Source organism: Lacihabitans lacunae (assembly GCF_042649125.1).
Classification (GTDB): Bacteria; Bacteroidota; Bacteroidia; order Cytophagales; family Spirosomataceae; genus Leadbetterella; species Leadbetterella lacunae.
The window spans coordinates 2,459,114-2,476,766 of the sequence record NZ_JBHRYQ010000001.1 but is presented as its reverse complement, the minus strand read 5'-3'; the positions used below and the strand labels follow the sequence as shown (position 1 = coordinate 2,476,766).

18 protein-coding genes are annotated in these 17,653 nt (G+C 35.9%); 12 read left to right on the top strand and 6 right to left on the bottom strand.

The features are described 5' to 3' along the window. Positions 1 to 292 precede the first annotated feature (292 nt). Complete coding sequence (ilvC, locus tag ACFOOI_RS10815; protein WP_379837896.1) at positions 293 to 1,336, top strand: ketol-acid reductoisomerase; 1,044 nt, start codon at positions 293 to 295, stop codon at positions 1,334 to 1,336. 102 nt (positions 1,337 to 1,438) lie between these two features. Here the strand turns inward: ilvC and ACFOOI_RS10810 are convergent, their stop codons facing one another. Together ACFOOI_RS10810 and ACFOOI_RS10805 are read right to left on the bottom strand one after the other, a co-directional pair. Further along, positions 1,439 to 1,612, bottom strand: a complete 174-nt coding sequence (locus ACFOOI_RS10810) for a hypothetical protein (protein ID WP_379837894.1) — start codon at positions 1,610 to 1,612, stop codon at positions 1,439 to 1,441. A 36-nt stretch (positions 1,613 to 1,648) separates the two neighbouring features. Next, positions 1,649 to 3,085: an NADP-dependent isocitrate dehydrogenase gene (locus ACFOOI_RS10805; RefSeq protein ID WP_379837892.1), complete on the bottom strand. Its 1,437-nt coding sequence runs from the start codon at positions 3,083 to 3,085 to the stop codon at positions 1,649 to 1,651. A 531-nt stretch (positions 3,086 to 3,616) separates the two neighbouring features. Here ACFOOI_RS10805 and fabD point away from each other — a divergent pair. Continuing rightward, positions 3,617 to 4,501 carry an ACP S-malonyltransferase gene (gene fabD, locus ACFOOI_RS10800; RefSeq protein ID WP_379837890.1) on the top strand — a complete coding sequence of 295 codons (885 nt, stop codon included), beginning with the start codon at positions 3,617 to 3,619 and terminating at the stop codon, positions 4,499 to 4,501. Between the two features lie 451 nt (positions 4,502 to 4,952). On the opposite strand, the gene ACFOOI_RS10795 is transcribed toward fabD, so the two are convergent. Both ACFOOI_RS10795 and purB read right to left on the bottom strand, forming a co-directional pair. Continuing rightward, positions 4,953 to 6,998, bottom strand: a complete 2,046-nt coding sequence (locus tag ACFOOI_RS10795; RefSeq protein WP_379837888.1) for a hypothetical protein — start codon at positions 6,996 to 6,998, stop codon at positions 4,953 to 4,955. 45 nt (positions 6,999 to 7,043) lie between these two features. Further along, entirely contained in the window at positions 7,044 to 8,387 is a 1,344-nt protein-coding gene (purB, locus tag ACFOOI_RS10790; protein WP_379837886.1) for an adenylosuccinate lyase, read from the bottom strand. Between the two features lie 246 nt (positions 8,388 to 8,633). Here purB and ACFOOI_RS10785 point away from each other — a divergent pair, with 246 nt between their 5' ends. The 6 genes from ACFOOI_RS10785 (at position 8,634) to ACFOOI_RS10760 (ending at position 13,313) form a co-directional block, all read left to right on the top strand. Further along, positions 8,634 to 8,903: a hypothetical protein gene (locus tag ACFOOI_RS10785; protein ID WP_379837884.1), complete on the top strand. Its 270-nt coding sequence runs from the start codon at positions 8,634 to 8,636 to the stop codon at positions 8,901 to 8,903. Positions 8,904 to 9,241: 338 nt separating this feature from the next. Beyond that, entirely contained in the window at positions 9,242 to 9,823 is a 582-nt protein-coding gene (locus tag ACFOOI_RS10780) for a hypothetical protein (RefSeq protein WP_379837883.1), read from the top strand. A 158-nt stretch (positions 9,824 to 9,981) separates the two neighbouring features. Then, on the top strand, positions 9,982 to 10,866 hold the full coding sequence (locus ACFOOI_RS10775; RefSeq protein WP_379837881.1) for a hypothetical protein: 885 nt from the start codon (positions 9,982 to 9,984) through the stop codon (positions 10,864 to 10,866). A gap of 180 nt (positions 10,867 to 11,046) precedes the next feature. Further along, entirely contained in the window at positions 11,047 to 11,463 is a 417-nt protein-coding gene (locus tag ACFOOI_RS10770; protein ID WP_379837879.1) for a hypothetical protein, read from the top strand. 3 nt (positions 11,464 to 11,466) lie between these two features. After that, complete coding sequence (locus ACFOOI_RS10765; protein WP_379837877.1) at positions 11,467 to 11,925, top strand: MarR family winged helix-turn-helix transcriptional regulator; 459 nt, start codon at positions 11,467 to 11,469, stop codon at positions 11,923 to 11,925. A 314-nt stretch (positions 11,926 to 12,239) separates the two neighbouring features. After that, positions 12,240 to 13,313 (top strand): ATP-binding protein, encoded by a 1,074-nt coding sequence (locus ACFOOI_RS10760; protein WP_379837875.1) that lies wholly within the window; start codon positions 12,240 to 12,242, stop codon positions 13,311 to 13,313. Positions 13,314 to 13,475: 162 nt separating this feature from the next. Here ACFOOI_RS10760 and ACFOOI_RS10755 read toward each other — a convergent pair whose 3' ends face one another. Further along, positions 13,476 to 13,685 (bottom strand): helix-turn-helix transcriptional regulator, encoded by a 210-nt coding sequence (locus tag ACFOOI_RS10755; RefSeq protein WP_379837873.1) that lies wholly within the window; start codon positions 13,683 to 13,685, stop codon positions 13,476 to 13,478. Continuing rightward, a complete protein-coding gene (locus ACFOOI_RS10750) occupies positions 13,675 to 14,151 on the bottom strand; it encodes a hypothetical protein (protein WP_379837871.1) in 477 nt (158 codons plus the stop codon). The genes ACFOOI_RS10755 and ACFOOI_RS10750 overlap by 11 nt, the downstream gene beginning before the upstream one ends. 528 nt (positions 14,152 to 14,679) lie before the next feature. Between ACFOOI_RS10750 and ACFOOI_RS10745 the strand changes: the two genes are divergently transcribed. From ACFOOI_RS10745 to ACFOOI_RS10730, 4 genes are all read left to right on the top strand, one after another. Then, positions 14,680 to 15,339 carry a hypothetical protein gene (locus ACFOOI_RS10745; RefSeq protein WP_379837869.1) on the top strand — a complete coding sequence of 220 codons (660 nt, stop codon included), beginning with the start codon at positions 14,680 to 14,682 and terminating at the stop codon, positions 15,337 to 15,339. Between the two features lie 396 nt (positions 15,340 to 15,735). Continuing rightward, positions 15,736 to 16,581 carry an alpha/beta fold hydrolase gene (locus tag ACFOOI_RS10740; RefSeq protein ID WP_379837867.1) on the top strand — a complete coding sequence of 282 codons (846 nt, stop codon included), beginning with the start codon at positions 15,736 to 15,738 and terminating at the stop codon, positions 16,579 to 16,581. An 8-nt stretch (positions 16,582 to 16,589) separates the two neighbouring features. Beyond that, a complete protein-coding gene (locus ACFOOI_RS10735) occupies positions 16,590 to 17,060 on the top strand; it encodes an RNA polymerase sigma factor (protein ID WP_379837865.1) in 471 nt (156 codons plus the stop codon). Then, positions 17,050 to 17,643: a hypothetical protein gene (locus tag ACFOOI_RS10730; protein WP_379837863.1), complete on the top strand. Its 594-nt coding sequence runs from the start codon at positions 17,050 to 17,052 to the stop codon at positions 17,641 to 17,643. Before ACFOOI_RS10735 ends, ACFOOI_RS10730 begins: the two co-directional genes overlap by 11 nt. Positions 17,644 to 17,653 lie beyond the last annotated feature (10 nt).

Below are 17,653 nucleotides of genomic sequence, written 5' to 3'. Positions count from 1 at the left end.
TTCGGAAAGAATCTCAGAAGTAGTTATTTTTTGTAATTTTCGAAAAAGAATAATTTCAAAATAATATAGGCTGATCAAAATTCAGTTATAAACAAATTCAAGTTTTAAAAACCTTGGTTTTGGTATTATTTATTCGGAAATTTGCAGCGGTTTTTAGAAAGGGTAATATTCTTTAAATAAGAGGTTTAACCCAGAAAATCAAAAGGCTCTTTAAGGTAACTGAAAGAGCAAAATTAAAATAGGAGTTGATTTAAGCTTAGTAATAAAAATTAATAATTTATAACGTTAAAAAATGGCAAAATTAAATTTTGGTGGCGTAGAAGAGGAAGTTGTAACAAGAGAAGAATTTCCTTTAGAAAAAGCAAGAGAAGTATTAGGTAAAGAGGTTGTAGCTGTGATTGGATATGGTGTGCAAGGTCCTGGTCAAGCGATGAACATGCGTGACAATGGTCTACCGGTTATCGTAGGTCAGCGTAAAGGAAAAACCTATGACAAAGCAGTAGCTGACGGATGGGTTCCTGGCGAAACACTTTTCGAAATCGAAGAGGCTCTTGAAAAAGGTACTATCATTTGTTATTTGCTATCTGATGCCGCTCAAATCGAGCTTTGGCCAACAGTTAAAAAATACCTTACTCCTGGAAAATCATTGTATTTTTCTCATGGTTTTGGTATCACTTACAAAGAGAAAACAGGAATCGTTCCTCCTGCTGATGTAGACGTATTTTTGGCTGCTCCGAAAGGATCGGGTACTTCGCTACGTAGATTATTCGTAGAAGGAAAGGGCTTGAACTCATCTTTTGCCGTTTACCAAGATGCTACTGGCAAAGCACGTGAGAAGTGTATCGCTATGGCAATCGGTGTAGGTTCAGGATACTTGTTCGAAACAGATTTCTACAAAGAAGTATCTTCTGACCTTACAGGTGAAAGAGGTACTTTGATGGGGGCTATCCAAGGGATATTCGCTGCTCAATACGAAGTATTAAGAGCAAACGGTCACTCGCCTTCTGAGGCTTTTAACGAGACAGTAGAAGAATTGACACAATCGCTTATGCCACTTGTAGCTGAAAACGGAATGGACTGGATGTATGCCAACTGTTCTACTACAGCTCAAAGAGGTGCTTTGGACTGGTGGAAGCCTTTCAGAGATGCTACTAAGCCTATTTTTGAGAAGCTTTACAACTCAGTAATCACTCAAAACGAAGCTGCAATCTCTATCGAGCGTAACTCTCAGCCAGACTACCGCGAGAAACTTGAGGTAGAATTAGCAGAACTACGTGACTCTGAAATGTGGAGAGCTGGTAGAACTGTTAGAAGTCTAAGACCAGAAAATAACTAAGAATTACAAATTCTATAGCAAACAAAAATCCCCGAAGTAATTCGGGGATTTTTTTTTGGGTTTTAATGGAATTTTACCATGTTTCATTAAAGAAGGATAATATTAGCCCTTTCCGAAATTTTTGGTGCTCAAACTGTGAGACAGATAAGCCCCTATTAGGATTGAAACGGAAGAGTAAAGTTTACTGTCTACTCCATCTTTGCTTGTGACTGCCATTATCAGAGATGTGATCATCAAGATTAAACTAATGGTAAATTTGATTGCTACTTTATTCATTTTGCTATAAATATTTGAATTAGAAAAGTTTCACAATTACTGGCCTTGGCCCATCGAATACTCCATTTTGCCATCGAATGAATATAGGTTTTCTGTTTTTATGGTGTCTATATTGGCATCTAGGGCATTTTTCATAAGGTCTATTATATTCGATTTTTCAATCTGAGTACCTTTAGTTGGGTTAAATCTACATCTCCAGTGGTCGGTACAGAACGTTTCTTTAAATCCATTGGGCCAAACTTTTATTCCTCGGTTTGTAATCATCGTTAACTCTATTCCTTTTCCAGTTATTCTTTTTAGCTTTTCAGCTAATTCGTTGGGGTCGTGATCATTCCACTGTACAAAAAGATCAACGCCCTCCAGCACCTTATTAGAAACTGTTTTTCTTTGATATTTAGGTAAATGGAGTGCTTTGTTATTGGCAAATGATACCGCTTTTAGTTGTTTAGGTTTTAATCCTAAATTGGTAATTACCGCCTGAGCAAATTCTCTTGTGCCCACTTTTAGGCTGCTTGTGCCTTCTTTGTAAATGTCTGCGGTATGTACGCCTTGTTCGAGGGTTGCCAGCCAGGCATTTTGGATAGTTTCAGCTACCGTAGATTGGCCGATATGGTTGAGCATCATAATAGCTCCTTGTAATAGACCTGAAGGGTTCGCAATGTTTTTGCCGCCGATGTCTGGTGCAGTACCGTGAATTGCTTCAAACATGGCACATTCTTCGCCGATATTTGCCGAACCGCACAAACCAACCGAGCCCGCTATTTCGGCGGCTATGTCTGATATTATGTCGCCATAGAGATTTGGCATTACGATTACATCAAACAGTTCGGGCGACTCCGCCACTTTAGCAGCACCTATGTCTACTATCCAGTGTTCATTTTTTATTTCTGGATATTCTTTGGCTATTTCATCAAACACTTTGTGAAACAAGCCATCAGTTTGCTTCATAATGTTGTCTTTTGTGAAGCAAGTCACTTTTTTACGGTTTTGCTGTTTGGCGTATTCAAAAGCGTATCTAATTATTTTTTCGCATCCCGGTCTGCTGATGAGCTTAAGGCATTGCACCACTTCGTCTGTTTGTTGGTGTTCTATACCCGCATATAAATCTTCCTCGTTTTCTCTCACTATCACCAAGTCCATAAGTGGGTGTTTGGTCTCCACAAATGGGTACAAACTCATGACTGGTCTCACGTTAGCATATAGCCCAAGGGTTTTTCGTGTGGTTACATTCAGGCTTTTGTATCCGCCGCCTTGTGGGGTAGTTATGGGGGCTTTTAAGATTACCTTGTTTTGCCTTATGGTATCCCACGATTCGGGGGCGATACCTGAGGTGTTTCCCGACAAATACACTTTTTCGCCAATCTCAATTTCATCTACCTCTATTTGGGCCCCTGCAGCCTTCAATATTTCTAAGGTAGCATCCATGATTTCGGGTCCAATTCCGTCTCCTTTTGCAACTGTTATTTTAGTCATAAAGATTATTTGTTTATGTTTAACACTGCAAAATTCTGGATTCTATTTCATAAGTTTTTATTTATGTTTATTATGTAAATCATAAGTATTTTTTATAGAAGGGAATGTATTTGTTAATGAAATAGGCTTACCAATTTTCAGGTAGTGCGGAGATTTTAGCCATTTTTGAGGCGTTTAATACCTTAAATCAAATTATTTTCAATCACTGGAAAGTGAATTTGAGCTATTTTATTATCGAAAATGGTATTTGATCAAATAAAACGAAAGGGATACTAGCGGAGCTCTTTTGGCTGGACGTCGGCCTGACGAAAAGCGAGAGATCCTTGGCGAAGACGGGGATTCGCCCAAATGTTTTTTAAACAATAGAATAAAAGTAATTCAATTTGAATACTAGTTTATTATTGATGGGGTATGAATAATTTTGGTTGTGTGCGTAAAGTTGGCGTTCCGGATTTTATGGCGGTGGAAGTGTAGGTGCTACAATTCGAAAAAAAAACGTAATTTTGCTATTCAAACAAAACTGAAAAATAAATGACAGCATACGTTTTTCCGGGACAGGGTGCCCAGTTTAGTGGAATGGGAAAGGAGCTTTATGAAACTAACGCCAAGGCGAAGGCTCTTTTTGAGAAAGCAAATGAGATTTTAGGATTTGATATTACCAAAATTATGTTTGAGGGCACCGACGAGGAACTCAAACAAACCAACGTAACCCAGCCGGCGGTGTTTTTGCACTCGGTTATTTTGGCTACTACCGTTGAGGATTTTAAACCTGACATGGTAGCTGGGCACTCTTTGGGTGAGTTTTCTGCTTTGGTGGCTGCGGGTGCGTTGTCATTTGAAGACGGACTTAGGCTTGTGGCTCAGCGTGCTGCAGCTATGCAAAAGGCCTGTGAACTTCAACCTTCTACTATGGCGGCTGTGCTTAACCTATCTGACGAAAAAGTGGAAGAAGTATGTGCCCAAGTGCATGCCGACACTAAAGAAATAGTGGTGGCGGCCAACTATAACTGTCCGGGTCAATTGGTGATTTCGGGTTCGGTAGAAGGAATAAATGTGGCCTGCGAAAAAATGAAAGAGGCGGGTGCAAAACGTGCTTTGGTGCTACAAGTTGGGGGGGCGTTTCACTCACCATTGATGGAGCCTGCACGTGAAGAACTGGCAGAAGCTATAAAAAATACGACATTTAGTACGCCTATCTGTCCAGTGTATCAAAACGTGAATGCAAAGCCATTTACGGATGTAGAACACATCAAACTTAATCTTATTCACCAGCTAACTTCGCCGGTTAGATGGACACAAAGTGTGCAAAATATGGTAGCCGACGGAGCTACAAAATTTGTGGAATGTGGACCTGGGAAGGTTTTGCAAGGCTTGGTAAAAAAGATTGCACCAGAGGCAGAAACTGCTGGCGTGTAAGTTTTTAAAAGGAAAAAATAGTACTGTCAAACGGGTAAAAAAACAGAAAACAAATCATTACATCGCCCTGCACTGTTTGAGCACTGTTAAAATTCTTTTGGGAAGAATATTTTTATTAGAACCTTGACAATAAGAATTTTAATTGTGCGAGTTTGCAGGGTGCAGTTTTTTTTGCTCCGTTTTTTTTCGAAAAAAAATGGAGGCCCCGCTGGCAGGCGACCCAGTTATTGAAAGGGGAGTGTTTTTCAAAATTATAAAAAAATGGCTTCAATGGTTGGTTTGAGCTATGTTTTCTTTAAAAATAAAAAATAACCGTTTGATAGTTAAAAAATATTATAAAGACGTTTCAAAGTAATTTTGAGACGTTTTTTTTGTGAAAAAAATTGAGTCTTTATAGCTAAATAAACGTTTTACCGTTAGCCAACAATGATTCATCATTTACCAACAATAATTAATATTTTTCAGCTGGAATAAAAAAGTACGACTTCATTGTATATTGGGTTTGTTTGGTACCAGAAGTGACAAGTCTTAAAAGATACGTATTGTCTAATGGGTGTTTCTTTTTTAATATTTTTTGATTAAAAACACAACGAGCCAGGCTGGGCGAAGTGCTGTCTGTTTCTAGTTTAAGCATAAACGATGGCGAGTCTTCGGTGCTCTCAAATCCTAAGTATAACTCTGGATTGTGCTGTAACTCAGCCGGAATATTGACCAATATTTGGCTAATTTGTTTGTGTGTGTAAGCGGCTAAAAGTGTCGGTCGGTAGGTGCTATCAGTTGGGATGCTTTTGCTCGAAAAAACAATCGGAGTTTCTTCAGCTTTGGGTGAAGGTGTGGTTCCGTTTACGTATATGGTTTGACTATCGCTACTACTTATTATTTGATTTTTTTCCAAAGTGAAAATCGTGATTTCTATTTCGGTATTTAAATATTTTACTTTGTTTATCAGGAAGTTAAATGAAATGTTCGAACTTTTTTTAAACCTAAACCAGGCGTTTTTATCTTTATTGAGAGGTATTTTAAAGTAGTCTTTCTTCCCGTTTTTTTCAATACAAATTCCAAGCTGATGACTTCCAGAAACCGGATAATTTTGGATAGTACCCGATATAGCAATATACGGGTTTTCCTTAATTTGTTGGCCATTAATATTTGTAATTTCTAAAAGTTGATCGGTCTTTAGTACTGAGATTTCCGGAACCTCTGAAATGGGCTTTGCCAAGAAAGTGTGTAACATTTCGGTGGGATCTAAAATGCCCTTTTCGATAGCCGTATGTAACAAATTGGTATTAATTATGGGTATATTATAGTGTGATTGTTGCTCTTTGTAAAGGTTGGCATTGTTTGCAAGCATATCAAAAGATTGCTGCTCAATGGTTTCTATAAAATACCTGTGGGTGCCATACCACCTTGTAATATTTCGTGCTTGATAAATTCCGCATATAAATAACACGGCAGCGATTGCTTTAGTGGCTTTTTTACTGTTGTTTTTTAACCATTTGCTTATGTAAATGCTATAACTCAGTACATAAAGTGTGATAAATATCATCACGCTATTTACCAAATACGCACCTCTTAGTATTTCGCTCGGATGGGTGTAGGCTCTTTTGGCTGATATTAACAAATACGTACCTCCAAAAAACAGAATAAATAAACTTAAAACCAGGTGTGTCTGATATGTTTTTTTGAAGAAAAATAAATAAAATGTAGCTGCTATTCCAATGCAGCCGATTACAAAATTTAACTTAATATTTTCTAAGCCTCCTATGCCACCAAAATAAATGGGGAATACATGGGCCACTCTACTTAATACCGAGCCGTTAAGGGTGCTTTCGCCTCGGTTATAATTAAAGAAAAACAAGAATAAAAACACACAAGAAGCTAATATCCAGATGACGAGGTGCTTGTATTTTTTTAGAAATAATAGTCCTAGGGCACCAAGTGGAATAAGCAGGAGGCCGTTTCCGTTGGCAAATACCCCTAAAAACAAACAAAGAATGGCAAGAACGAAATATTTGGTTTGAAACAAGAAATAAAAGGTAGCCAGAGCTAAAAAGATTACCAAAAAATGAGATAAAGACTCCATGGCAAAGGCATTGATTTCGCTATACGCAAAAGATATCATCAGTAGCGGCACCGGTAGGAAATATAGGATGTTGGTTTTTCTAAAATCGCCTAGTTTATATAAGAAAAACATGGTGCTCAAAAACATGAAGTAACCAAACACACGGAGATGCCCTAAGTTTACATTATCAAAAATGGTGAGGTAGGTGAGATCTACGAGTTTTAGTACTACTAGTTTGAAGTCGTTATTTTGAGAGAAAAGTAAAGTGAGCTTGTCTGAAAGGGTGTGGGTATTTAGGTAATCTAAATTGAAATTTATGATTGCCCCAAAGTCGTCAGCAATAGGGAAGTTGATAAAGAGGTCGGATTGTAAGTACAATAAAAACGCTAAAAAAACACAAATAATACCAACTACAAATCCATTTTTGAAATTCATATTTATGTAGAATTTAATAGGTTTTTATTGTACGCTTCGCTAAAGTTATACTCCTGTAAATGTAAACGGAGATATTTGCTTAAGCTCAAATTTCACTTTGTCTGATATGTCTAATGTTTCTATAAACTCTTTGATAGAACGCTCCGTGATTTTTTCGTTTTTACGGGTCAAATCTTTCAGTGCTTCGTATGGTTTTGGGTAACCTTCCCTTCTTAGCACGGTTTGGATGGCCTCGGCCACTACTGCCCAGTTTTCGTCTAAGTCGTGGTCTATGGCTGCTCGGTTAAGTTCTAGTTTGCCTATTCCTTTTTTAAGCGACTTAAGTGCTATCAGTAAGTGACTTAGTGGTACACCCATATTACGCAAAACGGTGGAGTCGGTCAGGTCACGTTGTAGTCTTGATATTGGTAGTTTGGCTGCAAAATGCTCAAAAAGTGCGTTAGCTACTCCTAAGTTTCCTTCTGCATTTTCAAAATCTATAGGGTTTACTTTGTGCGGCATTGCCGAAGAGCCTATTTCGCCTGCTTTTATTTTTTGTTTAAAATAATTCATAGAAACATATTGCCATACATCTCTCGAAAAATCAATCAGAATATTATCAATACGCTTTAGGTTATCGCAGTAGGCAGCTAGGTAGTCATAGTGCTCTATCTGGGTAGTAGTTTGGCTTCTCGATAGTCCAAGTGTTTCGTTTACGAAAGCATTCCCGAATCCCACCCAGTTTATAGTCGGATATGCTACGTGGTGAGCGTTAAAATTGCCCGTAGCACCCCCAAATTTTGCGGCATAAGGGATAGACGCCAACAGGCCGATTTGTTCCACCAAACGCTCCACGAAAACTCTAAGTTCTTTGCCCAAGCGGGTAGGAGAGGCCGGCTGTCCGTGGGTTTTAGCTAACATCGGTATGTCTTCCCATTCGTCTGCTAGGGCTTTTATTTGAGATACTACTTCCATCATATTCTCGAAAATCACAGCGGTGTGAGCTTCTTTGATAGAAAGCGGGATAGCAGTGTTATTGATGTCTTGAGACGTAAGTCCGAAGTGAATAAACTCCGAAAACTTAAGGATGTCAAAAGTAGCAAACTTGTCTTTAATAAAATATTCCACGGCTTTTACGTCGTGGTTGGTGGTTTTTTCTATCTCCTTAATAGCCAAAGCGTCTGCTTCGCTAAAGTTCTGATAGATTTCTCTCAATTTTCCGTACAGTTTTTTATCGAAATCTGCGAGTTGAGGGAGCGGCAGTTCACATAAAGCTATGAAATACTCGATTTCTACGCGTACTCTATATTTGATCAAACCAAACTCCGAAAAGTACTCGGCTAAATCAGAAACTTGTTTTCGGTATCTTCCGTCTATCGGAGAGATTGCATTGAGAGAATTTAAAGACATAATTTGAAATTTAAGGTGCAAATTTACTAAAATGATTTTTACTATATCTTAATTTCCTCATTAATGAATAAATAATTGTGTTTTCTTTCAGAATGATTCTTTCGAGGATACCGCGTTTGATAAGAATGTTGATGGACATTTTAATAAAAAAAAGTATCTGCGTATTTAACAAAACTATAAGTTAACATATCCGACTTTGCCAATTAATAAGCTTTATTACTGCAATTACTTTTCAGACGAATCTATTTGCTTTTAAAGGGCCTAAAAAAACTCATTGAAAAATCTGCTGATAAACCCGCCAAACTGAAGTTGAAATTAGAACTCACCAAAGCTTACAGATTTGAGAATATTAAATTGGCATTGCAAGAAGGAAATCAAACTTTAGTTTTAGCCAAAACCCAAAAAAATGTAGCACTCGAACTCCAGCCCGCTTTTGAACCTCCTAAAACTAAAATGGTGATTCTGAAAAAATCATACAAACAAGCGACTAAGAAATCTGGAATTGCCGAAAAATAAAACAGAATGTACATAGAAATACCGCAGTCGTTTGTAACGGTTAGAAACGTTTAGTGGCAGGTTTCTAACTCAAAAGAGCAACAGGCAATACAAAAAACTGGACCACAATAAACCTTAGAAATAAGCCAATGCGGCTCGATTTAGCCCTAAAACAAAGGCATTTGTAAAACATAAAACCTTTCCATACATTTACCAAAAAATAAAACAGATCCAAGCAGCCAAAATCCATTTACAAAAACCTTTAGCTGCCCAAAAACTCTCTGCTGACTTATGCGATATAGACGCGAGTTTGGGTGGGAGTGGGATTTATTACTAATGTTGCCAACAATAAGAAGAAAATGAAAAAACACATACTCATTTTGATTTTAACGACATTCTTGATTTCTTGTAATGTAAAAGGAAACCAAGAAAGAATCTTGATTTCAAATGATTCAAACTCAAAGACAGAATCTTTAAATCAGACAAAAGCGGATTCTATATCTTCTAAAGAATACGGACAATTAATACTAAATGGAAAAGTAAAACCAACAGATAATGAAGCAACTTACAATTGCTTATTGGAATTAATTGCAGAAAATCAAAACGACTTAGATTTCTATTTTAGCGTTTACAGAAAGATATCCGAAAATGCAGACGGAGCATTAAGTGAAATGATTTGTGGAATAATAAAGACCTTTTTTGAACTTAACCCAGACTTTTGCATTGAGAAACTAAAAAGTTTTGAATTAAAGGAAAAGGACTCCTTTTTAGAATACATTGCATATGAGTTTTATGCATCAGGAATTGATTACGAGACAGATATTAACGAGTATATCGAAAGAGCAGAAATGAAATTAATTGACAAAAGCCTATCAAATCTTGAAACCTTGGAGGAAGTAAAAGGTCAATTGATTATTAAGGCAAAACAAATGAACGAATAAAAACTTACTGTTGGCAACACGTGGTATAAAAAACTGCCGAGTTAGTGCAATTTGCAGGTTTATCACCCGCATCAACACTCGTTTAGCTTGATAAATAATTCTCCCGCAATCGGCAGCTTTTCATACCACCACCGTTAGCTGTAATCACCAAGAATGAAATGAGCATTTTTAAAAACATATTTAGTTCGAAAACAGAAACAGGAATTAAAAAACAGTCTGATAAGATATATTTCAAAATATTGAACTTTAATCTGGCTGAAGGAAAACTTGATTCTGCCAGATTGGAATCACTGCAAGAATATGATGGAGAGTATAATTATGAATTATCAAATGAATATTTTGAAAATGCCTTGTTCTTCTCTGAATCAGAAATTGAGCTGATTAAATTCCAGATATTTTTCACTAAACACGCTCATTTCAGATATCCTGAATTTTACAATGATGCTCAAGTAATTCAAGATTATTATGAAAAAAAGTATCAAACACCTTTCTTCTTTGCGTTGTCTGATGATGAACTAAAGAAAAAGTATCATCCCACTTTCCAACTAGGAAAACATCTAAATTTCGAAGACTACAAATCTGTAATTCAACCAAATTTAAAACTAGAACTAATTAGGGTAATCGAACCTGAAAAAATACACTCAGATAATTTTAGCGTGTTCTATAACTGGGACTTTTTTGAAGAAACGCAAATTTCACCTTTTAGCAATTCATTTCTCCGATTCATTGAAGCAATACCTTATGATTCAAGAAAAACTAACTATGATTCTAAGGAGAAAGCTAAAATTGGAGCCTTTAATGCATTATTGGAAAATGCTAGTTCAACAGCAGACACGACATTAAAAGGATTAAGTTTTCATTTGAGGAACTCAGGTTTAAAAACACTATCAAAGGATTCCTCATTGAATAAACCTAAAGTAATTCCAGCGATAAGGAGCTTAAATGAACTTGAAAGCGGTGTAATAATGGATGAAATAAATGCATCAATAAGTGAAATGGAGCAACAAACAATGGAACCATTTGAAATAATAAAAAACAGCTAACAAAATGTATAGTGCATAGCACCCTACGGGATGCTACGACACCATACATAGAACGTTATGTGCCATTTTACCGAAACACCCAAAACCGACAAACTGACTGAAAATTAAAAATAAATTTACTTATTATAAGTACACATATTATATTTGCACCGACAATTTCGTCAAGTAAATAATTTTAGTATGTGGACAACAGAAGTAAGTCGTAAAACGACAGCAACAAAAGAGCAAATTTGGAAACTTTGGGCAGACGTTCCTAATTGGAATATTTGGGACAAAGAAGTTGAAACCTCTGAACTTTTTGGACCATTTAAAAAAGAAACAAAAGGTATTTTAAAACCAACAGATGGACCAAAAGCAAAATTTGAAATTACCGAACTAACTAACTTGAAATCTTTTACAAGTAGAAGTTTTTTACCTCTTTGCAAAATGGACTTTATTCATACAATCAACCAAGCCAAAAACGGTCTTGAAATTACACACAAAATCGTAATGACAGGTTTTATGACTTTTTTGTTTTCAAGAGTGATTGGTAGCAAAATCAAAGTTGGACTTCCTATTGCTGTTGAAAAACTCATTGAACTTGCTGAAAAAAAATAAAAAATGGTAAAGACAGATTTTAGTATTGAAAAGGCAGAAGAAAGCACAGGTTTTTTATTGTGGCAAGTGACAAACTTGTGGCAACGAGAAATCAAAAAGGCATTAGTGAAATACGAGTTGACACATTCTCAATTTGTATTACTTGCAAGTATTCATTGGCTAACATTGGACAAACAAAATGTAACGCAAATTTTGTTATCCAACCATACTAAAATAGACCCAATGACGACTTCAACAGTTTTGAGAACCTTGCAAACAAAAGGACTTATCAAAAGACAAGAACACGAAACAGACACAAGAGCCAAAACAGTGGGACTTACTGAAATTGGACTAAAAAATATTAAACAAGCAATCAAGACTGTTGAACAATTTGACAGACAATTTTTCGGCTCACTTGACAATGAAACAAAGGATTTTAACAACAAATTGACGACACTACTTGACAAAAAAAACGGCACATAACAGCACCTGCCCAAAAGTGGCGGTTCAGTGGTTAAATCAAGCTTTGTGCTTCTATCAAAGTTTGTGCTTGGCTAACAGTGAAGTGCTTCGAAATCGCCACCTTCGGGTAGCTGCGAAACGTTATCACCATAAAATGCACATTTAATTGAGCAAATAGTAAATTTTTTGTTAAATACGTTGTGCATTTATGTGCTTTGTAAAAATAGTACAGAAAAATTATAAGAACACTATATCAGAAATTTGAAACGCTTTTACAAAGTACCACCACCGATTTTAAACGGTATTTGTATGAAAATGTCGCTTGGGATAGCCGCATGATTGGAATTATAGGTGCTCGTGGAGTTGGTAAGAAAACCATGATTTTACAACATATCAAAGAAAAATTAGATAGCAAGAAAGCATTATATGTTTCAGCTGATGATATGTACTTTAGTGAAAAAAGGCTTCTTGATTTAGCTGATAGTTTTTATAAAAATGCGGGAGAATATTTGTTTATTGATGAAATCCATAAATACACAGATTGGTCTCGGGAATTAAAAAACATATATGATTCATTTCCAACGCTTAAAGTTGTATTTACTGGTTCCTCGGTACTTGACATACTAAAAGGTTCAGCTGATTTAAGTCGTCGAGCAATAATTTACAAATTACAAGGATTATCTTTCCGGGAGTACTTGAAGTTTTATCATAAATATGAAATAGAAGCATATTCTCTCGAACAAATTGTAAATAATGAGGTGAAACTGAAAAATATCCAACATCCACTACCCTTATTTAATGACTACCTAAAGCGGGGTTACTATCCTTTTGGAATTGAAAATGAAATGAATTTGCGTTTAGGGCAAATTATTGTACAAACATTAGAGTCAGATATTCCTCAATACGCGAATCTAAATGTTGGAACAAGCCGAAAACTTAAAAGGTTACTGTCTATAATTGCTGAAAGTGTACCATTTAAACCCAATTTTTCAAAGATCGCAGAAATAATAAATGTAAGTAGGAATTCATTAGACGATTATTTTTCACATATGGAAAAAGCTGGACTTATCGGTCAGTTAAGAAATGAAACAAGTGGTATTCGAGGTTTGGGAAAAGTCGACAAGGTGTATTTGGATAATACAAATATCATTTTCAATATAGTTGGAGATAAATCGAATGTTGGAAATTTGAGAGAAACCTTCTTTTTTAATCAAATGCGAGTAAAAAATGACGTAATATCTTCAAGTAAAGCAGATTTTGTAATAGAAAATTACACATTTGAAATTGGAGGAAAGAATAAACAACAGGACCAAATAAACAAGGACGGTAAGTCATTTGTAGTTAAAGATGATATTGAATATGGCTACCTCAATGTGATTCCACTTTGGGCTTTTGGATTAAATTATTAAGTGGAAAAAGAAGGATGAATGCCCTAAGTTAATGCAGAATATAATAAAGTGGGGGTTCCGTAGTTTACGAACCTTTGGCTCTAGCATTAACTTTTTCCTCAATGAATATCCATGTAGTCCGAAAATCCAGCCGTTTTAAATTGTTAACCGTTAGTGGCCATATCAGGATTCCCAGTCTGATTCTTCAAGGTCAAAAATATTATGAATGGATTCATTAAAAACTTTAGCAATTTTTAAAGCGAGAATAGTTGATAAATTGTATTTTCCTAACTCAATCGCATTGATAGTTTGTCGACTGACATTTACTAATTCAGCCAATTGAGCTTGTGTAATATTCTTTTTTGCTCTTTCCACTTTAATACTATTCTTCATCGTAGATTTGATTTTTGGTTTTATATAAAGCCCAATTGAAACGAACTAGAAAAAAGACAAGCAGAGTAAACATATTAAATACAAGTACCCAAAAGAAAGTCATGTCTTTGACAAGTATTATAGCAAGTGTCAGAATTGCATAATTTATGTAAGTAGCCCAGACTAAAGATTCTAACCTGATTTTAGAGATAAATTCATCCTCAAACTTCTCTTTTGAAAAAGCAATAAGTAAAGCTCCAATGATTATTAAGATACTAGATATATCGTCTAAAAAATTATTCCCGGAAATGGAAAAGAAAGAATTGTCACTAAATAATGCTTCCTCTGCCAAAGCAAAGGCTTTAATATTAAAAAGATTAATATCGGATTGATAAATCAGAAATGCTATTCCAATTATTATCCCTGGAATGAAAAGAAGCCAACCAAGTTTTTTGTGTCGATTTGGGAATAAATAATTTGTATTCATAATAATTGTTTTAAAGTCATGTTTCAAATGTAAGGTGTAAAAGTCATAATGTCAAGTAAGCATTACAAAATGGCATATGAAAGTGTCTATTTATGAGGCATTTTGTTTATATGAAATAAAATACGTTCACTTACAAATAAGCCAACAGCCAAGCGATAAGAGCGGTCTGTATGCGAAAGCTTGAATCACTTCCTCCTTATCCCTTAAGACAAAAACAGACACTTCATTCATCCCTCAAATGGCTATCGAGTGTAATTTAAGCTGGTTTTAAAAACATTTCGAATTCATTCGTGCATTCGTGGCAATACCTAACGAGTACATTTTAAGCAGGTCTTCAAGCCTAAAACAAAGGCATTTGTAAAACAAAAAACCTTTCCATACATTTACCAAAAAATAAAACAGATCCAGGCAGCCAAAATCCATTTACAAAAACCTTTAGCTGCCAAAAACTCTCTGCTGACTTAAGCGATATAGAGGCTAGTTTGGGTGGGAGTGGGATTTGTGAATAATGTTGTCTTCCATCAAAAAATGAAAAAAATCATACTTTTAGTTTTAGCCATTACTTTATCAAATTGTTCAAAAATCAAAGTTTTGGACGAACCTACAACTTATATTTTCAATAAACCTTTGCAAATAGATTCTACCAAATTTCAACTTTTAACGGAAAGATTTAATTTGAATAATATTGAAGAAGTTTCGGAAACTTATGGTGGGCTCAAACCGAAATATGAAATGTCATATGTTACACAATTACTGACTGATTCGACGACCGTTAATTCGTTATGGTTAAATCAAGGACTTTTACCTTTTGGCTTTAACATTTTAGTTAAGAACAGAGATACATTCGAAATTATTGATACTAAAACAAAGTTTAACGACTATTTTCTACCAATTTCAGATGAAGAGGAGGCCTTATCTTATGTTTCTATAATAACTGGGACAAGTTGCGAATATGAGTTTGATATTAAATTTAGATATAGAACTTTTGTAAAAACCATTAATCGGTCATATGCCATTAAAGTTAAAAACGGTTTTGAGACTTTAACATTTGACTACGATTTATTCGGCTGTGGACCGCATAGTCACTATTCGGTAAAGAATTTCGTGGATTATAATGGGAACATTCGTTTGATTGAAAAAAGAAAAATCTACGAAAATCCAGAAGAAGATGGGCTTTGTGTTGACTAAAAGCGGAAAGACAACAAGACGGTATACGAGAGCTTTTACAGCCAAACATAGCCAATGCAAGAAAAGCCTTCGCATACCGCAATCGTTATATAATACTAATCACAAAAATATTCTTTGTGCTCCGAAATCCGCAAAACTCTAAACTTAAAAACATCTCCCTCCCCCCCAAAAAAAAATAACCCTCAAAAAAGTATAAATAGAGCTTTTAGCTTAGTTTTAGATGGGATATTTGATAATGAGAATTCTTAAAACATTTATGCATGTTATATCATCTTAGGTAGCTGAATGCTTCTATGCCACACTTCAATAAAATACGCTGAAAAAATATTTTTTTATTTCTGTAACATTTTGGAAATGCTTGTCTCTAAAAGGCGAAAAAACAAAAAAAATACACAAATGAAAAAATCAATAATCACCTTCGCTTTGTTTCTGATGTTCGCTTTGTGCAGCAATGCTTTCGCTCAAACCAATGCCTACTCCTTTGAGGTTAACAAGACCGGAAAAGGAAATAAATCTATCATTTTTATACCAGGGTTTGCGTGCTCGGGGCAAGTTTGGGACGAAACCAAAGCTGCCTACGAGAGCGACTTTACTTGCTACACGCTCACCATGGCGGGTTTTGCAAATGCCAAACCTCAGGCCAATGCGAGTTTTGAAAACTGGGAAAAAAGTATCGCAGATTTTATCATCTCTAACAAAATAGAAAAGCCAATCATAATCGGCCACAGCATGGGCGGTGGCTTGGCCCTTGCTCTGGCGGCCGACTACCCTGCACTCATCTCAAAAATAGTGGTGGTAGATGCCCTGCCGTGCTTGTCGGCCTTGATGAACCCAAACTTCAAGCCAAGTCCCAAGCCCGACTGCTCGGCTATGGTAAATCAGTTGACTGCCGCCTCAAAAGAGCAGTTTTATCAAATGCAAAAAATGGGAATCTCGAGCCTTTTGGCCGACACCGCTAAGCAGGAGTTGGTGGTCAGGTGGAGTGTACAGTCTGACCGCAAAACCTTCGCCGAGATGTATTGCGATTTTTCGAATACCGATTTAAGAGAAAAAATAAAAAATATCAAATGTCCGAGCCTAATTTTGCTCGAAGCATATTTTAAAAACATTAAAACTAATATTGACGATCAATACAAAAACCTTGAAAACGCAAATATCCAATATTCTACCAAAGGGCTTCATTTCGTTATGTATGACGATAAAGAATGGTATTTTGCTCAGCTACATAATTTTATAAATTAAGATAAAACATGGTTTTCGAAGAGATATATAAAACCTACTGGCAGCGGATATACAGATTGTGTATGGGATATACCAATGACGCCGACCTCGCAAAAGATATGGCCCAGGAGGCGTTTATAATAGTGTGGCAGCAGTTGCCAAAGTTTAGAAACGAGGCCAATATCAGCACTTGGATTTTCAGGATAGCGTCTAATAATTGCCTCAGACAAATAGAAAAACAACGTAGATTTCCGAAGGCGGACTTGCCCATGGATGTAAAAGAAAACGAAGAAGAGAATATTGAGCCGCAGATTCAGCTGCTGTACAAGTTTATTTCCGAACTTTCTGAAACCGACCGTATCATTATTTCGCTGGAATTAGAAAATATCAAGCAGGCAGAAATAGCCAACATTGTGGGGCTTTCTGAAGCCAACATTCGAGTGAAAATTCATAGAATAAAAGAGAAATTAACGCAAAAATTTAAAGAAAATGGACAATAATATAAATTTCAATGAATTGTGGTCAGGCCAAAAAATAGTGCAGCCAAACCCAGATGATCTCATTTTGAAAGTGGATAAACTCAAAAAAGCTAACACAAAAAGGATAGTGTATACCAATATTACCTTGGTGCTTACTTCGGTATTTATATGTTTTATCTGGTATTATTATCAGCCGCAGTTCATTACCTCCAAAATAGGAATCGTGTTGATGGTTTTGGCGATGTTGTCATTCATTGTAGCCTCAAATAGCAGCTTGGTGTTGTATAAAAAACTTGATGCCGGCGAAAGCAATCAGCAGTATTTGAAAACCCTACTTTTGATAAAAGAAAAGCAGCAGTTTATGCAAACCACCATGCTGAACCTGTATTTCTTATTTCTCTCTGTGGGCCTCTCGCTTTACATGTACGAATACGTTTCTCGTATGTCCACTTTGATGGCAGTAGTGGTTTGTGGTGTTACGGCACTGTGGTTTTTGTTCAATTGGTTTTATTTACGTCCCAAACAAATTAAAAAACAAGAGGCAAAACTTAATGAAATAATTGCTAAGTTTGAAGATATACAAGGCCAATTAAACAATGGGTAAGGTTTAATTT